This window comes from Streptomyces sp. NPDC050121 (assembly GCF_044460385.1).
GTDB classification, from domain to species: Bacteria; Actinomycetota; Actinomycetes; order Streptomycetales; family Streptomycetaceae; genus Streptomyces; species Streptomyces soliscabiei.
The window spans coordinates 36,996-58,822 of record NZ_JBITJV010000034.1 but is presented as its reverse complement, the minus strand read 5'-3'; the positions used below and the strand labels follow the sequence as shown (position 1 = coordinate 58,822).

General features: G+C 70.8%; 6 protein-coding genes. All 6 read left to right on the top strand.

The genetic code is table 11. The features are described 5' to 3' along the window. Positions 1–46: 46 nt before the first annotated feature. A complete protein-coding gene (locus tag ACIBTS_RS36985; RefSeq protein ID WP_399325071.1) occupies positions 47–17,095 on the top strand; it encodes a hypothetical protein in 17,049 nt (5,682 codons plus the stop codon). 10 nt (positions 17,096–17,105) lie between these two features. Continuing rightward, positions 17,106–17,375 carry a hypothetical protein gene (locus ACIBTS_RS36980; protein WP_399325070.1) on the top strand — a complete coding sequence of 90 codons (270 nt, stop codon included), beginning with the start codon at positions 17,106–17,108 and terminating at the stop codon, positions 17,373–17,375. A gap of 95 nt (positions 17,376–17,470) precedes the next feature. Further along, on the top strand, positions 17,471–18,076 hold the full coding sequence (locus ACIBTS_RS36975; protein ID WP_399325069.1) for a hypothetical protein: 606 nt from the start codon (positions 17,471–17,473) through the stop codon (positions 18,074–18,076). 1 nt (position 18,077) lies between these two features. Then, positions 18,078–18,287 (top strand): hypothetical protein, encoded by a 210-nt coding sequence (locus ACIBTS_RS36970; RefSeq protein WP_399325068.1) that lies wholly within the window; start codon positions 18,078–18,080, stop codon positions 18,285–18,287. A 140-nt stretch (positions 18,288–18,427) separates the two neighbouring features. Beyond that, positions 18,428–20,275, top strand: a complete 1,848-nt coding sequence (locus ACIBTS_RS36965; RefSeq protein WP_399325067.1) for an NUDIX domain-containing protein — start codon at positions 18,428–18,430, stop codon at positions 20,273–20,275. A gap of 224 nt (positions 20,276–20,499) precedes the next feature. After that, positions 20,500–21,789, top strand: a complete 1,290-nt coding sequence (locus ACIBTS_RS36960; protein WP_200698118.1) for a phage major capsid protein — start codon at positions 20,500–20,502, stop codon at positions 21,787–21,789. The last annotated feature ends 38 nt before the right edge of the window (positions 21,790–21,827 follow it).

The following is a 21,827-nucleotide window of genomic DNA, read 5'->3' as shown; positions in this document are numbered from 1 at the left end:
CCGCAGCGCGCGACGCTAACCACCCGCACTGTGCATGGTCCGCGCCATGCTGAATCGCCCCACTGCACAGGCTGAGTCGCAGGACCTGAGTCGCGACCTCGAGGTCAAGGTCACGCGCCGGCCGTGGAACCCTGCCCTGCACCCCCGGGACAGCAAGGGCCGCTTCATCGAGACCGGCGGCGTGGTGAGGACCTGGGGCGGCAAGCTCGCGCGCGTCATCCGTGCGCTCCCGCACGACCGCATCCTCGTCCAGGACCAGACCGGCCCGGACGAGTTCCGCGGCCGCAGGCACACCACCAGTGCCAAGTGGGTCAGCATGGTCGCGCGCCCCGACGGCAGCGCGCCCACCGACGACGAAGAGAAGGTCGCCGAAGAGGACGAGCGGCGCACCCAGGACCCGCGCCGCGGCAACGGCGTTGCCCGCGACGACGACGGCGACCCCAACACCCCGAACGAGCCTCACGACCAGGACGACAAGGGCCGCCCGATCGGCGCCGATGACGGCGACGGCCCGGACGACGATGACGACCAGGACGAGCCCGAGGACGGCGCCCACCCGGTCAACGTCGATGCCCTGCCGAACCAGCAGCATGCCGCCGGGGCCCGGTACGCCGATACCGCCGCCGTCCGCCGCCACTTCATGCAGGTAGCCGCCCAGCCCGGCACGAGCACGGACATGGCCACCTTCCTGCGCTCGGTGGCACACGACGACGACCTGCGGACCACACCGTCCGGCCGACTCCTCATCCTCCTCGACGACCGGCCCGAACACGCCGGCCGCTGGAACCTCACCGCAACCGGCTCCGGACAGCGCGTCGACGCCGCCGGCACCTTTGCCACCGCCGAGGACGCCGCCCGATTCGCCGAACACCTCGACAAGACCGCCGTCAACGGTCAGCTCACCAAGTTCCAGCAGCCGTTCGACTTCTCCGACCCACAACTGGACCGGGCCGCCCACGACTGGCGCTCCACCAAGGGCGAGAACATCCAGGGCGCCATCCAGCGGGCCCGCACGGAGTTCGACGGCACCCCGGCACCCGCGGCCGCGCCGAAGGCCACCACGGACAGCCCGACCGACGGCAACGGCCAGCGCTTCAGCACGCTCCAGGCCGTTCGCGCCCACTGGCAGCAGCGCCTCGACCAGATCAACGAACTCGGCCCGGACAGCCTCCGAGAGCAGCGCGCCGCGCGACACCTGGAAGGCCTGATTGGCAACGACCGGATCAAGCTTGTCGGCCGCGGCCAGTTCGTCGTCGGCCAGGACCAGAACGGCGAGTGGTACCTGGTCGCCACTGGCAACGGCCTGCCGCTCCGCCGTCGGTGGACCTCCCAGCAGGAAGCGCAGGCATTCGCCCAGTCCTTCACCGAGAACGCCCCCATGGGCGACGACGGAAAGCCACTGGACCTCTCCGACCCCAACGTCCGCATCGCGACGTGGCGCTCGGACGACAACCGGTCGATCAGCGAGGTCATCGACGCGGCCGCCGAGAGGTTCCAGCGCGACGACGCCGCGGAGGGCGGCCCGGAGGCGACCCCGGCGCCGGCCGCCGCTCCGGAGACGCCCGCCGCCCCGCAGGCACCGGAGACCCCGGAGGAGCCTCAGACGCCCGCACTGCCGGGCAACGCCGAGCCCGTCGAGGGCGTCGAGGGGTACCACTACGTCAACGACGGCGGCTCAATCACGCTGTACGGCCCGGACGGACAGGTCGCCGCGACCAGCGAGCGCGGCTACCCGCCGAAGGCCAAGATCGACGGCGTCACCGTGCCCGTGCCGCAGTACCCGAAGCAAGGCGCCGCGGTGATGGCCCGGCTGCACCGCGCCGCCCAGAACCCCGACCAGCGCGACCGGATCACCGCGGCGTGGGTGATGAAGCCCGGCAAGGAAGGCAAGCCCGCCAAGCGGGTCATGGTCTTCCGCGGCACCATCAAGGGCGACGAGCGGGACTACAGCGCCGTCGGCTCCACGCGTGCCATCAAATGGGCCCCGTCCCTGCGGGGGTACTCGACCCAGTCGAACATGACCGAGGCCACCCGGGACGAGCGGATTACCGAGGTCCTGTCCAAGCTCGCCCGCCAGGGCCGCAACATCCACGTCACCGACGAGACCGCCGCGGGCACCCCCAACGCTCCGGCCAACGCCGTCGACGAGACCGAGGCTCTGCGCGAGGCCATCGCCAACGCGGACGACCCCCGCCTGTCGCAGATGAAGCACGAGCGGTGGGGCATGCTCAACAGCACCCGCTCCGAGGCCAAGCGCAAGCGACTCAACTCCGAGATCGAAATGATCAACGAGGAGTTGAAGCGCCGTCGGCAGGAGCGGGACGAGGCTGCCGCCCGGGACGCCACATCGCTCAGCGACGACGACATCGCCAACCGCATCCGCGAGTCGCAGGAAGAACGCGGCACGTACGGCTCCCGCAGGGGCCAGGAAGCCAACGACGTTGAGCGGGCCATCTACAGCGAGCGCCGCCGCCGTTCGCAGGCCCTCGTCGACGATGACACCGATCTGACCACGGCCGCTGAGGACGACCTGGTAAAGGCCCGCGAGACGATCGCCGAACGGGTCCGCATGCACCAGGCCGCCGGCGACGACCCCGAGGCCGAGCGCATCATGCGCCAGGCCCTGCAGGCGCGGCACGACGCCGTCGTCGGCGAGCAGCAGCGCCGCCATGCCCAGCAGATCGCCGACCGGCCGCCGGTCGTCGACCTCACCGACGAGGAACTGTCGCAGGAGTACAACGACTTGCTCCGGCGCGACTTCCGGAAGGCCCCGCCGGAGGCGCAGCAGGTCCTCGAGGGCCGCATGGAGGACGTCAAGCGGGAGCGCCGCGACCGGGAGAAGCGGGCTATCACCGACCGGGACGCCCCCGAGAACCTGAGTGATGAGGACCTGAAGGCGGAGTACACCGAGCTTCGCCGAACGCGCTCCTCGTACACCGGGACCGACGACGTCAAGGCGGCCCGCAAGGAACGCATGGCCGTGCTGGAGGCCGAGCAGAACCGCCGCAGCACTACGCCGGAGGTCGAGCAGCTCGTCGCGCGCGTCGACAACCCCGACGACAACGGCATGATCAGCATCGGCGGCGGCAGCGATTACGGCTACGTCGACTACCGGGACCAGACACACGGGCACACGACCCGCGAGATCGGATGGACCTGGGGCAAGCACAGTTGGGGGCACGCAGACACCGCCTACCCCTCCCGCGCCGCAGCTCTGGCAGCGATGGTCCAGGCGTACGACAACGACCCCGACACCCGCGGTGAGCGCACCTGGGGCCGTAAGCGCCCCGTGTTCGTGCCGAAGATGTTCGTCGAGCTCTACCAGAACGAGCGTCTTCGCGACCGGCTCGCCGATGCCAGCGAGGAGCGGAAGTACCTCTACAGCCTGTTCCGGGACCGGTACGGCTGGGACGACGGCGTGAACCCCCTGGTGCCCAGCAACAAAAAGGGCCACCACATCAAGGGCCGGAAGCTGTGGGTGCCCGAAGGCCTCCTCGCCGAGCTGAACCGGGTGACGGAGGAGCTTTCCCGGGAGATGTCCGTACGGGCCACGGACCGGGACGCGGACAGTTCCGACCGGCAGAAGGCCAAGACCCGGCTCGCGTCCATCAACGTGGCTCTGCACGGCATTGAGGCGCTGCGCGAGTCAGTCCGCAAGAATGGCGGGGACGACGACCGGAAGGTCATCTCCCGCGAGGAGATCGAGGCACAGCAGGCCGCGCTCCGTGCAGCGCTGGGAGGCGACGATGACGAACATGTTCAGTCCGATGGTCCGGGATCACTGGCGGACGTACCGGCCCAAGGAGTGGGCGGCGATGACCGATCCGGAGGCGTTCGTGGAGACGAAGGCCAGGGAGATCGAGACTCAGATTCTGAAGGCCGAGGAGGCGCTGGAGCAGACGGTTCCGGAGCCGACGGAGTACGAGGAGCAGGTCGGCCGGCACAAGCAGATCAGGGCGGACGCAACGGCGATGGTCCTGGCGGATCTTCTGCCGGAGCCGGAGCCCGGGGCGGAGACGGCGCCGGAGCAGACGCCGATGGAGCAGCACCTGCAGGAGATCAGGGACCTGATGTACGACGCGTAGCGCGGTTCCGGCCGGACCCGGCCGACGCGCCCAAGGGCGCCCGCGCGCGTGCGACGGCCAATGTCGAGGCCATCCGCGTCCTCAAGAAGGTTGAGGCCGAGAACCGGCCGGCCACCGACGAGGAGCGCCGCATCCTCGCCCGCTGGTCCGGCTGGGGCTCGGTTCCGATCCTCTTCGCCAACGAGCCGAACGAGAAGGAGCCCCGCTACCAGCAGGGCGGCACCCGGTACGGCAAGTTCGCCAAGGACCACGAGCGGTGGTCCGAGTACAGCGACATTCGCAGCGAGTTGCAGCGCGTGCTCACGCCTGTGGAGTTCCGGCAGGCATCCCGCGGCGTGCTGTCCATGCACTACACGCCGCAGCCCATCGCTGAGGCGATGTGGGAAGGCCTTCGGGCATTCGGCTTCGAGCGCGGCGACGTCCTTGAAGCCGGCTCCGGCGCGGGCACGTTCTTCGGCGTCGCTCCGGACGGCGCCCGCCTGACCGGCGTCGAACTGGACCCGACCACGGCCCGGATCGCTCAGGCGATCTACCCGCACGCCAACGTTCTCAACGAGTCTTTCGCGGAGACCGACGCCCGGCCGGGCACCTTTGACGCCGCCATCGGCAACGTGCCCTTCGCTCGGGTCCCGTTCGATGACAAGCGGTACCCGGCAGAGAGCCTTCACAACGGCTTCGTCACCAAGGAGATCGCCCTCGTCCGGCCCGGCGGTATCACCGCCGTCATCACCTCCCGCCAGACCCTCGACTCCAAGGGCGACAAGGCCCGCCGCCAGATGGCCAAGTACGGCGACCTGGTCGGCGCCGTCCGCCTGCCCTCCGGCGTCTTCACCGACGCCGGCACCGGGGTCACCACCGACGTCCTCGTGTTCCGCCGCCGCGAGGACGGCACCGAGCCGGCCGACACGTCATGGCTGGACGCCCCTGAGCGGGACATCAACGGCACCGCGCACCACATCAACGCCTACTTCGACGAGCACCCCGAGCACATCCTCGGCACGCTCACCACGCAGTCCGGCCCGTACGGGCCCGAGGTGACCGTCAAGGGCGACCCGGCCAAGGCCGCCGAGCAGCTTCGCGCCGCGCTCGACGACATCGCCACCAAGGCGAAGGCCGACGGCCGCGGCTACGAGCCGCACCCCGACGGCGACAACCGGCCTCCGGTACAGCTCCAGGCGGCCCGGGAGAAGCACGCGAACGACTGGACCGGCCGCCTCTACGAGGGCGACGACGGCCAGTTGTACCAGCACGTGAACGGTGCCGAACCGGTCCTGCTGGAGCCCGCCGACGGCAACACCGCCCAGCTTCGCGCCCTCATGCAGCTCCGCGACGTCGCCGCCGAACTGCGCGAGCTGGACCGGAAGAACGACGAGGAGGAGCGCGCCGAGGCTCTGCGCGCCCAACTCCGCGACTTGCACGCCGCCTACGTCGCCGAGTACGGCCCCCTGTCCAAGCCGGGCCAGCACCGCACCAAGGGCGGCCGCCCGACGGCGTGGGGGTACTTCCGGGCCGACCCGGACGCCGCGGCGGTCCTCGCTCTGGAACGGTGGGACGCCAACAAGGGTGAGCCTGTCCTCTCCCGCGTCTTCACTGAGCGCGCCGCGGCCCGCCGACAGCCGCTCTCCTCGACCAACGACCCGAAGGCGGCCCTGGCCGCGGTCGTCGCTGCCAAGGGCGAAGTGGACCTCGGCGAGATCGCCCGGCTCCTCGACGTCACCCCGCAGGAGGCGGTGAAGCGCCTCGGCAACGAGGTCTTCACCGACCCGGAGACCGGCCGCCTCGAACTGGCCAGCGCCTACCTGTCCGGCGCCGTCCGCGACAAGCTCGACGCCGCCCGCAAGGCCGCCGAGCGCGACCCGGCGTACGCGGTCAACGTCGCCGCGCTGGAGGCCGTGCAGCCGCCGGACCGCACCATCGGCCAGTTCACGCCTGAGATGGGCGCCCACTGGACGCCCCCAGAGCTTCTGCAGGGCTTCCTGCGCGAGTACCTGGGCGACCGCACACTCCGCGTCGCTCATGACGACCGGTACGGCTGGATTCTCAACACCGGCCGCGTGCCCGAGGCCAACAACGTCATGTACGGCGTCCCGGCCGTCGAGCCCGACCCGGAAAAGGGCATCAAGGGCAACAAGGGCAAGAACGCCGTGGAGATCGCCCGCGCGATCCTCGGCTTCGGCTCGCTGACCGTCTACGAGGACGACAAGCGCAAGGAAGTCGACGAGGCGACCTCACGTCTGATCCGGCAGAAGGCCGATCAGATGCGGGCCGAGTTCGCCAAGTACGCCACGGCGAACGCCGAGCGGCTGAGCGTCCTCACCGACTCGTACAACCGCATCATGAACGGGCACATCGTCCGTTCGTACGAGGGCATGTCGCCCACCCTCGAGGGCTTCACCCCCGACCGGAACCCGCACGCCTGGCAGCGCTCCGGCGCGGCCCGGATGCAGTTCGAGCGGGGCGTGATCCTCGCCCATGAGGTGGGCCTCGGTAAGACGTCCACGCTCGTCATGGGTACCCAGGCCCTCAAGGCGTCCGGGCAGATCGAAAAGCCCATGGCCGTGGTGCCGAACCACCTCGCGCGCCAGTGGTACAACGAGGCCCGGTTCCTGTACCCGAACGCCGACATCCACCTGATCACCTCGGCGGACCTGGCCGGCGACCGGCGCGGCAGCACGCTGGAGTGGCTGCGCGCCAACAGGCCGGACCTGGTCATCTTCACTGAAGAGGCGTTCGGCTCGATCAAGATGAGCCCGGAGGCTCAGGACGAGTACGAGTTCCGGGAGCTGGAGGCGCTGCGCGAGCAGCTTGACCGCCAGTACGAGGACGCCGACAACCCGAACCACCCGTTCATCGTCGCGAAGATCGAGCAGCGCATCGCGACGGTCAGCAAGAACATCAACAAGAACGCCGCCCCGATGCGGCGACCGGGTGAGACGTACTGGGACGACCTCGGGTTCGACTACTTCGTCGTCGACGAGGCCCACAGGTACAAGGGCGTCGGCTTCCGCTCCAAGGAGGGTGGCGGCGACCCGGCGTCTATCCGCGGCGTCGACCTGCACCAGAAGACGAGCGACCTGCACCGCCGCCGCCAGGGCCGAGCCACGATCACGCTCGCCACCGGTACGCCGCTGTCGAACAGCATCAGCGAGCAGTTCACCATGCTGATGTTCGCGGCGCCGTGGGTGCTGGACGCCTACAAGGCGGGCGCCCCCGACCTGTGGGCCAACACCTTCGGCCGCAAGACCCTGCGCATCGAGAACGCCCCCGACGGCTCCGGCCTGCGCGTCGTGGAGCGGTTCTCCGAGTTCCACAACAAGCGCGCCATGAAGACCATGTGGGGCCTGGTCGCGGACACCAAGCGCGGTGACGACGTCGGCATTCCCCGTCCGAAGCTCAAGGGCGGCAAGCCGAACCTGATCATGGTCGACGCGACGCCCGACCAGAAGAAGCGTCTCAAGGGGCTCGTCGCCCGCGGCCGCGCGATCCACAACGGTGAGGTCGACCGCCACCAGGACAACATGCTCGCGGTGTCCAACGAGGGCACCAGCGTGGCCCTCGACCCGCGGCTCATCGACGCCAAGGCCCCGGCCGGCAACAAGCTCAAGGCCGTCGCAGACCGGCACATCGAGCGCTACCACCAGAACAAGGACCGGCTCTATCCGGTCGCCCTCGACAGCCTCGTCAACCACCCGGTACCGGGTGCCCTCCAGATGATCTTCCTGAACGAAGGCGTCCCGGGAGGCAAGAACAAGGGCAACTTCGACGCCTACGCCGAACTCAAGCGGCTCATGGTCGCGGGCGGCATCCCCGCGGACAAGATCGCCTTCGTTCAGGACGCCAAGAAGTCCGGCAAGCCCGAGGACATGACGGAGCTGTTCCGGAAGGCCCGCGAAGGTGAAATCGCGGTCCTCATCGGCTCCAGTGCCGTCGCGGGTACGGGCATGAACGCCCAGGACCGCATGATCTCCCTCTCGCACGTCGACCTCGACTGGGGCGCCGCGCAGATGGAGCAGCGCAACGGCCGCATCCTGCGCTACGGCAATCTGAACCCCGAGGTCGAGATCGACATCTACGCGACCAAGGGCTCCATGGACGGCTGGAAGGCCGGATTCGTCGCAGCCAAGGCCGAGGGCCTGGTCGACATCCAGCGGCCGGAGCCGGAAGACGGCGACTCCAGCGACGTCGTCCAGGAGATCGACGGCGCCGAGTTCGACTACGAGACGATGGAAGCCGAGATCGGCGGCAACCCCTACATGAGCCAGCTCATGAAGGCGAAGCGCCGTCTCAAGGACCTGGAGATCGACCAGCACAACGAGGCCGCCGAGCGTATCCGTCGCGCCGAAGCCCTCGATGCGCTGCGCCAGGAAGCCCAGGCCACCCGCGACGGTATCCAGCGCCGCGAGCAGGCCCTGCCCAGCATCCAGGAGGCCGACGACCGGTTCCGCATGACCATCGACGGCTCCCCGTACGGCGAGCGCTCCGACGCCGGCAAGGCCCTGCACCGGCAGATCACCTCCCGCCTCTTGGAGCACAACCGTGAGGGCCTGAGCGACTGGCACATCCTTGGCCAGTTCCGCGGCCTGGACTTCGGTGTCCGCACCGAGAAGACAGCGGACGGCAAGCTCGTCGCGCACGTCGGCTTCCCCGACCTGCGGCACTCCGACTTCGAGCGGACCGTGGAGGACCTGCAGAAGAAGGGCGCCGGGTCGGGCATGATCACCCGCCTCGGCAATGCCCTCGACAAGGCGCCCGCGTTGCAGGAGTCGGACCGGGCCAAGGTGCCGGAGCTGGACGAGCAGATAGCCCTGCTCCAGTCCGCGCACGCGGCCGCTGACCTCACTCCGCAGATCGACCACGCCCGCAAGCGGTCGAACCTGCTCGAGGAGATCGTCGCCCGCGTCACCAACCTGGACGCGAAGCCGGAGATCGACCCCGACGAACTCGACAAGGAGCGGTACAAGAACAAGGACGACCGCGAGAAGATCGCCAAGGGGCGGCGCGAGGAACGCGAGCCGCTGCAGGCCGCCGTCGACGAGGCCGTCGCGAACCTGCACCGCTGGGACGAGGAGAACCCGGCACCGGAGCAGGACGACACGGTTCGCCTCTCTGAGGACGAGGTGCGCGAAGCTCTTGCCCGTCTCCGCCCGGAGCCCAGCACTACCCCGCAGCCGGACGCCCCGGAGACCAGCGACCGCAGTTCCGCGGACGCCGACACCGACGTCGACGAGCCGAACACCGACGAGACGGCGACGCCTGACACCACCGGCGCAGGCAGCAGCGACGAGCCGCTGACCGACACGCCAGCCGCGGGCGACACCGGGGCCCAGAACAACGGCCAAGACCAGGACGACGTCGTTCGCCTCTCCGAGGACGAGGTGAACAACACCCTCGCCAGCATCCAGCCGGACGCCGACACGACCGCCACCGACGAGCCGGACGAGCCCCTTCGGTACGCGTGGGACAAGCCCGAGGACTTCGTCACCCTGACCATGCCGGCCGCACTCGTCAACTTCCTGAACGTCGACGAGACCGCCGCCATGGAGGACCCCGACACCCGGAAGGCTCTCAAGGAAGCCAAGCCGGGGCGCCGTGGCACGCTCCAGGTGACCGGCCCGATCGACGTACACCGCGCCCTCCTCCAGTGGGCATGGACGCTCGAGGGTGGAGAGGGGCTGGAGTCCGACCCCAGCGATGTCCGGGCCTACAAGGCGTACGCCAAGCGCATCGAGGAGGCCGACGCCGACCTGCAGCGCCGTCGCGCCGAGCGGGAGACCGCGGCCGCCGCTGACTCCGACGAGAACGACGACGCCCCGGAGACCGACGGAACGAACGACGGCGGCAGCGACGAGCCGCCGGCCGACGCGCCGAGCACGGCTGAGCCGGGCGACGAGAACGACGACCAGGACCAGCGCACAGCGGAGGACAGCGACACCGTCACCCTGACCCCGGACGAGGTGTCCGACCAGCTCGACTCTGTACGCCCCGAGGGGTCCAAGGCCCCGTCCTCGATGGACGATGGCGAGATCCGCGACGAGATCGTCGACCTGATGGGCCGGGAGATGGCTGATGAGCTGTCCGGCGCGGACCGTACCCGCCTGCAGGTCCTGGAAGCGGAGGAGGCCCGCCGTGCCGGCCGGGCCCCGAAGCAGGAGCCCAAGCCGAAGCGGACGACCGAGGAGCCCGGAGGACTCTTCGACGTCGACCAGCCCACCACCCAGCAGCCGAGCAGCGCCGCCGACGTCGACAACCCCGAGGACCAGCCCGACGACCTCTTCGGCACGCCGGACATGATCGCCGACGCCGAGGGCCGCAGCACCGAGGGCCTGCGCCCGGCGCGCATGCGCAACGCCGCCGACCTGACCCAGGGCGACCGGTACACCGACGCAGACGGCCGCACGCACACCGTGTCCGAGCCGCCGGTCAAGACGCCTCGCGGCCGGACCCGACTCGTCACCGACGACGGCGAGGAGCGCTTCTACAACGCCGATGCCCAGGTGCGCCTGCGCTACCCGGACGAGGAGATCCCCGACAACGAGACCGACGAGCGGTCCGCCGACGACGATGCCGACAACGCCCCGGCCGTCGACGAACCGGAGACCTCCGAGCCGGACGTCGACGAGCCCGCCGCCGACGAGCCGGAAACTACCGCGGACAGCGACCGCAGCAGCACCAAGGACCGCGTCGACCGCATGTCAGGCCTCATCGACCAGGCCACCGACGGGGCGGGCGGTGACGAGCTGCCCGAGGTCAGCGAGATCCGGGACGCCTTGGGCCGGGCCGAGGACTCCGCCGACCCGGACGCCGAGCTGCGTTCCGCCGCCGACCGGCTCGACGACCTTGCGGAGATGTACGAGCTGGGAGGCCCGGACGGAGAGCACGCCGCAGACCTGTTCCGGCAGGCCGCCCGTATCGCGAGGGGCGAGGACGATGACGACCGCCGCGGCGACGACAACGACCGCAGCGAGGACGACAACGACGCCCCCGCCGCGACGAACCAGGACTCCGAGGAGGACCAGGACGACGACGCGGGACGCTTGCAGCGGGACGGAGACGGCAACGCCGCCGACCCGAACGGCACCCCCGACGGAGGCGGCGCCGGTGCGCCCGACGCACCCGCCGACGACGAAGGCGACAGCGACAGCCCCGACGATGCCCCGGACAACGCTGACGACGAGCAGAACGAGCCGGACGCGGAGGACGAAGACGAGCAGGACGACGACCAGGAGCGCCGTCGCCGGCGTCGGCGCCGCCGCAACGGCGGAGGCGGTAACGGTGGCCCCGGCGGGCCTGGCGGCCCCGGACTGCCGCGCCTGAACCTCCCCGACCTCAAGACCCCGAACGCCAGCGGCGACGGCGGTGAAGGAGACAGCGAGGACGGCGCTGCCGCCCGCGGCCGCCGCCCGGCCGCACGGCACCGCGACGTGGCGTCCCTGCGGCGCGCTTGGAAGAACGGCGACGGGCTCACCGCCGCCGAGGACACCCCGGAGCGTCGCGCAGCCCTGGCCCAGGCAGCCGACCGGGACGGCCTGACGCTGTCCCCGGGCAGCGGCCTGGTCACATGGCCCGAACCGCAGGAAGACGGCACCACCCTGTGGCACTTCGCGCAGGCCCGGAACGGCAACAACCTGCCCGGCTTGTCCCTGGCCACGGACAACCCCGAGGAGGCCCGCGCCCTGGCTGGCCGCTTCGAGCAGATCACCGGCAGCGACGGTCAGCCCTTCGACTGGCACCGGCCGTGGGGCCCGAGCACCGTCACCCAGTGGCGCGACGGAGAAGGCCGCAACCTGCAGCGCGCCCTCCACGCCGTCCGCGACGACTTCGAGCAGCAGCGTGCCGCCTCCGCCCAGCCGGAGCCCACGACGGAGCCGGAACGGAGGGCACTGCCGGACGACCTCACCGGCCTGGACGACGACGAGCTGGTCGACGCGTGGAGCAACGACCTCAGCGACGAGGACCAGCAGCGCCTTATGGCGGAGATGGACCGCCGCGACGGCTACACCGACCAGCGCGTTCGTGACGTGCTGCCGGACACCCCGCCGGCCGACGCCGAAGAGGCCGAGCGCCGTGCGAAGGCCGTCGACGAGGCCCTCGGCTTCGGGGGCGTCGACGTCCCGCGCGTGCGCCGCACCCGTGAGGACATCATCCGTGCGGAGTTCGCCGACTTCGACGAGGCCCGCTACCAGGCCGCCATCGACGCCACGAACGGCTACTTCTACGCCCGGAAGTACAAGTACGGCAGCGGCATCAACGAACGAGAGCTGTTCTCCGGCGGTGAACTCGCCAAGTTCGGCCGCTGGGAGGAGTACGCCAGCGAGGAACTGAAGGACTGGTACAAGGCCAACGGCGGCCGCATCACGTACAACCAGTTCCGGCAGACCTACCGGGACAACGATCGCCGGGACCGGCAGCAGTTCGAGGAGGAGCAGCGCCGCCAGGCGGAAGTCGGGCAGACCGAGGAGCCCACGACCCCGGAGACCGAGCCGTACGACCCGGCCACGCCGCGCTTCGCGGACGAGGCGGCCCTTCGGGATCACATCCGCAGCGGGCAGCTCGACGAGGTGCCCGAGGACCAGCGTGGGGACATTCCCTCAGCCGAGGAACGCGCGGAGATCGCCGATGCCGAGAGCACCCAGCTCTCCGACGGCGGCCGACTGCTCATCTACGGCAACGAGGCCGGTCGCGCTGGCAGCCGCCGCGGACAGCGGTTCGACGTGGCCCTTCCAGGCAGCATGCAGCCCCTGTTCCGCAACGGCTTCCACAGCGCCGAGGAGGCCCGCAAGTACGCCAGCGTCCTCGACGGCATCAAGGACACGGACGGCAACGCGTTCCCGTGGGACGCCCCCAACGTCGCCGAGCGCGCCCGCGCGTTCCGCACCGCCGACGGCAACCGCCTGTTCGACGAGATCACGGAACGCCTGTACGGCTTCAACGAGCTCTACGAGCAGTGGAACAGCGACCGCGGCCAGGCATTGCACCACCGGACGTGGAGCCAGCAGGAAGCCGACTGGAACACCCGCGAGGAGGAGGCCGGCTACTCGATCCCCGTCGACCTGACGGACATCCGCCCCGGCGACGAGATCAGCTTCCCCCTGGCCACGAGCCGCGGGCAGAACACGCGGCCGCAGGACGAGTACGTGGGAACCGTGCACGCCACGGTGACCGGCGAGGGAGAGCCCTTCCAGTACCGCTCGCAGTTCTCCGCCTTCGGGAACCAGCAGCTCTACCGGTTCCCGGCCGAAGGCTCTTGGACCAACCAGTACGGAGAGCACAGCGAGATCGATGAGGCGTTCCCGAACCTGGGAGTCGTCCGTCGCCGCCCGCGGCCCGACGAGGTGTCCAGCACGGGCGACGGCCGCGACGACCGTTCGTCCCGCGCGGACACCCCGCAGGCGGAGACGCCGGGCACCGCGACGCCCCCCTCGCGCCGGCAGCCCGCCCCGGACCGCGCTCCTGCGGAGCCGGAGCCCGCCGTGCCCTCGGCGCCGGCCGACGAGCCGCAGGGTGAACCCGAGCCCGTGGGCGGTCAGCCCGCACACTGGGCGCGTGTCCGCGACCTGGTGCCGGGCGACATGGTCCGTATGGAGGGCCGCACGAGGAACGGCCGCGCCATCACGCGGTCTGGTTACGTCTTCACCGGGCCCGTCGACGTGGAGGTCACTCGCAACGGCCGCACGGAGCGGATGCTGCGCACGTACGTCACGGAGAACCCGGACGGCACCGGTAAGAGCGGCAACGTCTTCACGCCGCTGAACGCCACCGCGGCGCGGGCCGAGGCGCCCGACGACGTGGTGCCCGGGTCTCCGGCCAGCGGCGCTCAGAGCACCGTTCAGGCGGGCAGCCTCCCCGACGTGGTCCCCACGGACCGGAACGGCCGGGGCTTGTTCCCGGGTAGCACCGTCACCGGTGTTGACGGGCTGCGTACCCGTGAGGGCACCGTCACGGGCGCCACCAACACCACGGTGTCGGTGCGCTGGGACAACGACGACACCGCCGACGGCCTCTCGCCGAACACCCTCACCGTAACCGGTGGCGACCGCCCCGACGGCTGGACCTCGTCCGGGCAGCGCGTGACCCCGCGGCACATCGTAACCGACACCGAGGGCGCTCTCCTCGGGCCAGTCGACGAGGTCAACGGCGACCGCGTCACCATCACCACCGCCGAAGGCACCATCACGCGGAGCGCCGGAGACCTCCGCGTCGCCGGCGAAGTGCGCGACGACGCCCCGGGCACCGACCCCGTCACCGGCATCGACGACCCGGCGGCCGCGGACCTCAAGGAGGACGACGTCGTGGTCCTGGACCTCGACGGCACGCCGACCACCGTGGCGGTCACCGGTATCAACCGCGAAGGCGACCGCGTCACCATCGACTTCGCCGACACCACCACGGGCGAGATCGGCCAGATCGACGTGGACGCCTCCCAGGTCATCCCCCGGGCCCAGGGCGCCGACGGCACCCCGCCCGACCTCGGGCCGGACGACGCCCCAGACACCCCGGACGACCTAACCGTGCACGAGCCGCCGCACCGCGTCGAACCCGTCACCGGCCCGACCGTCGACCCCGACCTCACGACGGGCGACCGAGACGTCATCGGTGACCTCGCCGACGGCCCGGACGACGACCCCGACGCCCAGCAGGCCGCCGTACGCATCACGGCCGACCTGCCCGTCACCCCGGAGCAGGCCGCCGCACTCGCCGCGCAACTCCGCGATTCCGCCGACCCCTCGACCCCGGAGGGCCGCGCCGCCCTGCGTGCCGCCAACCACCTTGACCGGGCCATCGGCCGGACCCCTCCGCCCGAGCTCAACCGGCCGCGGCCGTCGAACGCCGCACAGGTCGCGGAAGACGACACGATCGCCATCCCCGACAACCAGGGCAACGGCGTACGCGTCTACCGCGTCCGGGGTGTCGAAGACGGCCCCGGCGGTACGCGCAGCCTCTTCCTGGAAGGCGAGGACGGCCGTACACGCCGCCGCGTCGTCCACGGAGCGATGCCGCTGTGGCAGCTCGGTGAGCCCCAGTCGGACGGCGAGAGCGGACCGGACGACACCGCCCTCGTGCCGGGCGCCCCGGCTGCGCCGACCCCGAGCCTGCCGCCGGCCGGTGCTCCGCGGGACCCCAACCCGTCTCCGCAGTCCGACGCCGACCGCATCGTCGCCGACCACCCCCGCGCCGTAGCTGCGCGGATCATCGACGCGGCGATTGCGGGCACCGAACCGCCCGGTGACATCCACGCGCTTCGTGAGCAGATCGCCCAGCGCCTCACCGCCGAGGCCCTGCGCGATGCACGTCAGGCCGCTCGCCAGGACGCCGTGGCCGCGTTGGATGCCGCGGGCATCACCGGCCGCGACCGGTCCGCAGCGCTGCAAGCCCTCAAGAGGGCGCGGCAGAAGGCGCACACCGCGACGGTGCGCGCCGCCCTGCGCACCATCAACGACCTGGAGCCGCTGCCCGACGAGAGCGACGAGGACCTCGCCGCGCGAGCCCGCGACCTCCTCAGCCTCATTCCCGACCAGATGGGAGGCACCCCCAACGGGCTCGACGACGACGGCGATGCAGACGTCGCCCGCACCGTCGCTGGGCACGTCGACGACGCCGTGAACGCGATCATGCAGCAGCTCCAGGCCGCGGGCATGGACCCGGGCGACGCCGACCGCATCGCCCGCCTCCTCACTCAGCAGATGAACGGCTCCCGACAGGCCACCGCCCGGCAGATCGCCCGTCGAGTTACGGCCGTGTCCCCGCAGGCTGGCCGCCAGCCGGGTCTGCTCGCCCGGATCGTGGCCGCGCTCGTCCGTCTCGCCAAGCGCTTCGCGGAACTTGTGCGGGCCGGAGCCCGGAAGATCGCAGGGAAGTACCGCAGTGCCCGCGAGCGGCTGCGTCGTCTGCGCGCCTTCCTCGGCCGCCTCGCCCGTCGCGTGCGGGAGTGGCCGGAGTCCCGGCGCCTGGCTCGCCTGCACCGCGCCCTCGACCTGCCCGGAGCCGACGGCGAGTCCCTGGCCGCCCGGATCTCCCACTGGGCCGGCCTGATGCCGGAGGCCGGACGCTTCGGTCAGGCTCAGCGCCGTGTCACGTGGTGGAGGCCCACGACGTGGGCGCAGCTTGCCGCCGGACGACTCCCTGGCCGAAGCGACCGCACCCAGTGGGCCCCGGACCAGGCCGCGGACGCTGGCCCCGGCCTGACCGCGCTCCGCCACCTGGCAGCGCTGAGGGCGGCCGGCGGCGACGTCGACCAAGACGTGACCCGCCGTCTGGCCGACACTCTCGGCGACGACTTCGGCGGCGACCCTCACGGCACGCTGCAGCGCGCGGACGACTACGTGGCGCTCACCGAACGCCGCCTGGTCAACCTCCAGGCCGCGCGGACGGGCGGCACCCTGCCGGATGACCCCGACCTCGAGGTCGAGATCACTGCGGCTCGGGCCGAAGCCGCGGCCGCGCGCCGAGAGTGGGCGGACCTGCGGGCTCAGTACGCCGCGGCGGTCCCGGACGCGGTCGCGGCGACCCTCGCCGAGATCCGCGACATGGGACCTGCGGGGAACGCCGGCATCGTGTTCGGCCCGGACTCCACGCCGGACGCCGAGCGGGCCGTACGGGGCGTGCAGCGCATCGTGCCTCAGGCGTGGCTCAACACCCCGGCCACGCGCCGACTGACGGCCGTTGACGGCGACGAGGGCCGCTACGAGCCCGACGGACAGCGAATCACCGTCGCCGACCTCGCCGACGACGGGCTGGGCACCGCCGGGCACGCCCTAGCGCAGCACCTTGCCCAACACCTGGGAGACCTGGACGCCGCCCAGCGCGCGTTCTGGTTCAACCAGACCCACACCGGCCGACCGGGCGCCCGCCGCATGCGGCGCAGCACCCTCAGCCGCATCCTGCGTCGCCAGCAGACGCAACCGGACACCGGTGACACCCTCGCCCGGTCCGTTCAGTCGATGTTCAATGGCGACTGGTACCTGGATGACGACCTGCGGGCGTTCCTCCTGGGCCTGCTCGCCACCCGATGAGGAGGTAGCCGTGCCGTTCACTGTCACCGGCGCGTTCGACGACGGGGCGACCTACAGCGTGCAGGTCACCGGGCGGGCCGACCGCCCGGTGATCGGGTCGTACCGGGCCAGCGCCCTGGTGGAGCTCCACCAGGGGAGCCCGATCTCCCTGTCCCCGACCGGCCCCGTCCGTACGGTGGCCGGGGACGATGAAGCGACCGTGCTCGCAGTGCTTCGGGAGTACACCAGGGTCGTCGAGGAGGGGCCTGGCGCTCCCCGGCAGGCCAGTGTTCCCGGGTGATTCAGGCGCTTGTGTAATTGCGCAAGAACGATCTTGGGCCGGGGTGGGGCAGTTGTGGCCGGGACACAAGCGGCCCCGCCCGTCATCCTCCGCCCGTGACCAGATACGGATTCGCCATCAAGGCTCTCCCCAAGGGCGGTAAGCCGTTCGGGGACGAAGAAGACGACGAGCAGCCCGAGGGCACAGAGGAGGAGACGCTCGAAGGTGACGACCCCTCAGCGGCCTTCGAAGACCCTTCCGCCGACATGGGCCAGGACCCCCTGGCGCCGCCCGAGGACCCGGCCGCGCCGCCAGAGGAACCAGCCGCCGAACCACCCGCAGAGAGAGCCGAGCCCCCGGCCGAGGGCGAGGAGCCGGTCGACGCACCGGAGCCGCCAGCCGACGACGCCCGGCCGTGGGCCGGCGACATGTACGACGAGGGAGACGAGACCGACCCGGCCGACTCCTTTTCCGCGTACACCGGCAGCAACGGTGAACAGGCTTGGTTGGACCGGGCCCCAGACGGCACACTGACCGGGTGGGTCAGGGACGGTACGGGCCAGGTGTGGCGCTACACCGATCCGGACGCGTGGGCGATCGACGTGGACGGCGCGCACATGACCCGCACGCACAGCCAGGCCGACGACCCCTCCGCCCCGCCCGCGGACGCCCCACCCGGCAACCGCGGCGTACAGGACTCGATGTTCCAGCAAGGGAGCTGACGTGCAGTTGAACCGCAGCACCGCCCTCGCGCTCCAGCAGGAGGGCAAGGCCGCCTTCGAGGCGGGCGACCCCGCTGACTCCAGCCCGTACAACAGGTTCGGCAACGCGGAGCAGCAGTTCGGCTATCAGTTCTGGACCCGCGGCTACATCACGGCGCGTTCGACGGCCGAGGGCGCCCAGGAACCTGCAGGAGCCAGCGCAGGACGTTAGCCAGACGCGAACGACACGGTGCCCGGCGGCCCACTGTCCACCGCCGGAGGTTCCCCGCCGTGCCGAGCGCTCCACCCACCAGATCGTCACACCCGAACACCCTGCGAGGCACCAGCCGGGCAATCTACGCCGTCACTGGCGTGGTCGACGAGGTCAACGACCTCATCGTCCCCGGCGCCTTCGCCCACACCCTGGCCACCCGTCGCGTCAAGGCTGTATGGCACCACGAATGGAAGGACGCCGTCGGCGTCGTCCTGCACGTGGAGGAGTGGCTACCCGGCGACCCCAGGTTCGCCGACGTCCCCGACTGGCCCGCCGAGGCCGGCGCGCTGGTCGCAACCGTCGAGTACAACCGGCGCACCAGCAAGGGCCGCGACACCTACGAGCAGGTCAAGCAGTGGTACGAGCACGGCGAGGCCGCGTTCTCCATCGGCTACCGCGTGCCCGCAGACGGAGCCACCCGCCGCGGTGACGGCGTCCGCGTCATCCACCGCCTCGACCTGTTCGAAGTGAGCCCCGTCCTGCACGGCGCGCACCCGATGACCCGGGCGCTCGAGGTCAAGGCCGCGGCCAACCCCGGCATGGAGTACAAGGCGACGCCAAACGTCGTCGAACTCGACACAGGGAAAGACGAGGACCGCATCAAGGTCGCCGGACTCGTCCTCAAGGCCGAGGACACCGGCCGCGTCCTGCTCATCCAGCGCGCACTCGACGACGAGGACCCGGCCGCTGGAACCTGGGAGTTCCCCGGCGGCCACCTGGAGAAGGACGAGGACGCGCTCGCCGCGGCGCTGCGCGAGTGGCAGGAAGAGACCGGCGCCGAACTCCCCGGATCGGCAAGCGTAGTCGGCTCCTGGACCGCCCCGAACGGCATCTATCGCGGGTTCGTAGCCATAGTCCCCGGCGAGTCCCACGTACCCCTGAACCAGCCCCCCAGCGAACGACGGGTGACCAACCCTGACGACCCCCAGGGCGAAACGCCAGAGGTCACCGCCTGGTGGCCGATCACCGCCCTCCCCGACATGTCCCTGCTCCGCCCCGCCTGCCGTGAGACCCCCTGGTCCCTCCTGGCAGGCGCCACCCTGCCGCAGGGCCCGGCGGCCAAGAAGCCCAGCGCCGAGGCCGAGCAGTTCGCCGCCGGCGTCATGAACACCTACGCCGCTCTCGGCACCACGGAAGCGAAGTCCGCGCACGTCGCAGTAGCCGCCGCCCGCTCCGTCCAGCCGCGCATCGAGCACAAGTCCGCCCGCTCCACGGTCGCCGAGGCCAAGAGCCATCCCACGCCCCTCTCGGAGGCTTCTGTGATGTCCCGCACCCCCCTGCCCGAGTCCCAAGAGCAGTTCCGTGCCCGCCTCTCCGACAGCGTCCGCGAACTCCTCGACCAGGACGGCCAGACCTGGACGTGCGTCGAAGGCACCTACCCGGACCGCGTCATCGTGTCCGTACACAGCGAGGACGAGCGGCGCAGCAGTTACTACGCCATCCCTTACACGGCCGCCACGAATGGCGAGATCAGCCTCGGCACCCCTCAGCCCGTCGAACTCGCCACGGTCGTACTCCCGGAGGGCGCCAGCGCACAACGCACGGCCACCGACGCGGAAGACGTCGACGCCCGCGTCGTGCAGCCCACAGTGGAAGCCCTCGCCGACGCCACCGCCCGCATCAACACCACCGAGGCTGACCCGGACCAACTCACGGGCGTACGGGACAAGGTGCGCACGCTGATCGCCGCCCTGTCCGCGAAGGGCCTCGACGTCGCCGGCGACGCCAGCGAGCCGACGTCCGCCCCCGCCCGGGACCGCCTGGCCGGCCCCACCGGCATGGACCTGTGGGACGACTACACGTTCGCCGACGACGAGAACGACGAGGTACCCACGGAGGCGGCTCCGCCGCCCGCCGAGGAGGACGTCGACGCGGAGGACGACCCGGACACGGTCCGGCTGGACGAGGACGAAGTGAAGTCCGTGCTCGCCATGATGCGGAGCTGAGTCGCGCGACCCAGCTTCCCCCGCTCTCGGTGCCTTTCCAACGGCATGACGAAAAACCGCAGGTCAAACCTATGCGCTGCCCGCTCTTGACTCCCTGAGCGGGCAGCGCGCGACGTTAACCCCTCTCTCCCTCTTCACTCCCGCCTCGCGTTGAGGCTGTCCCGGTGCTGGCCGGGCGGAGCGACGCACGTCAACCGCACCCCAGCACCAGGGAGAGAGCAGCAATGCCCGACAACGCTCGCATCAAGGAACTGCAGAAGCAGCTCCAGGCCAAGAGCGCCGAGGCCGAGGAGATCAGCAAGTCCTTCAAGGTCGAGGACGGCGGGTTCGTCGTCTCCACCGAGCAGGCCACGAAGTTCCGTAGGATCTCCAGCGAGGCGCAGGAGATCAAGTCCCTCATCGACGCCGAGCAGGGCCTGATCGAGGTCAAGCAGTACCTCGACACCCCGGAGACCACGCCGGCCGCGGCCGCGCACTACGGCAAGACGCCGACCCTGGAGGAGAAGTCCCTCGGTGACCTGTTCATCGAGTCCGACTCCTTCAAGCGCGCCAGCGCCTCTGGGTTCGACGACCGCCCGTACATCCGCTCCGCGATGGAGGGGAAGTCGATCTTCTCCCTGTCCGCGGGCACCGTCACGCACCAGACCCTCGGCAGCGTCCAGAACCTGGGCATCGCCGAACGGCAGTTCCGCAAGTTCCACATCCGGGATCTGTTCCCGAAGTCCTCGACCAAGCAGGCCGTCCTCTACGGCGCCCGAGAGACCGGCTGGACCAACAACGCCCGCCAGGTGAAGGAGCGCTACGCCGCCGACGGGACCAGTCCGGCGACCGGCGCGGACACCGACACCTGGGGCCGCGCACCGCGGTCCAAGCTGGCCCTTACGCCGGTGATGTACCCGGTTGCCGAGATCGCGCATTTGATCGATTCCCACAAGAACATCCTCACGGACGAACCGCGTCTGAAGACGTTCATCAATGGGCGCATGGTCGAGGGGGTCAAGTACCAGGAGGACTGGGACCTGCTCCACTCCGTCGGCGACGGCCAGTCCCTCACCGGCATCTACAACACGCCGGGCGTCCAGCAGTACACCGGCCTTGCGGCCGACAAGTACAGCGTCCAGATCCGGCGCGCCATCACCAAGGCGCTCCTGGCTGAGTACGAGCCGACCGGCATCGTCCTGTCGCCCACGATGTGGGAGCACGTCGAGGTCGAAGAGGACGACAACGGCGCGTTCCGCGTCGCCGTCGCCGTCGCCATCGGCGCGGAGAAGAAAGTGTGGAGGCTGAACGTCGTCGAGACCACGGCCATGGCAGACACGGACTTCCTGATCGGCGCCTTCGGGTTGGGCGCCCAGTTGCACGACAGGGAGAACGTCAGCGTCACCGTCTCCTCGGAGAACGCGGAGAACTTCGAGAAGGGGCTGATCACCTTCCGTGCGGACGAGCGCGTGGCCCTTGAGGTTCCGCGTCCCGAGTCGTTCGTCATCGGCACCTGGACGCAGCCCACCGGCTGACCCGGACGCGGGTGAGGGGTGTGTCCCGCCGTAGGCGG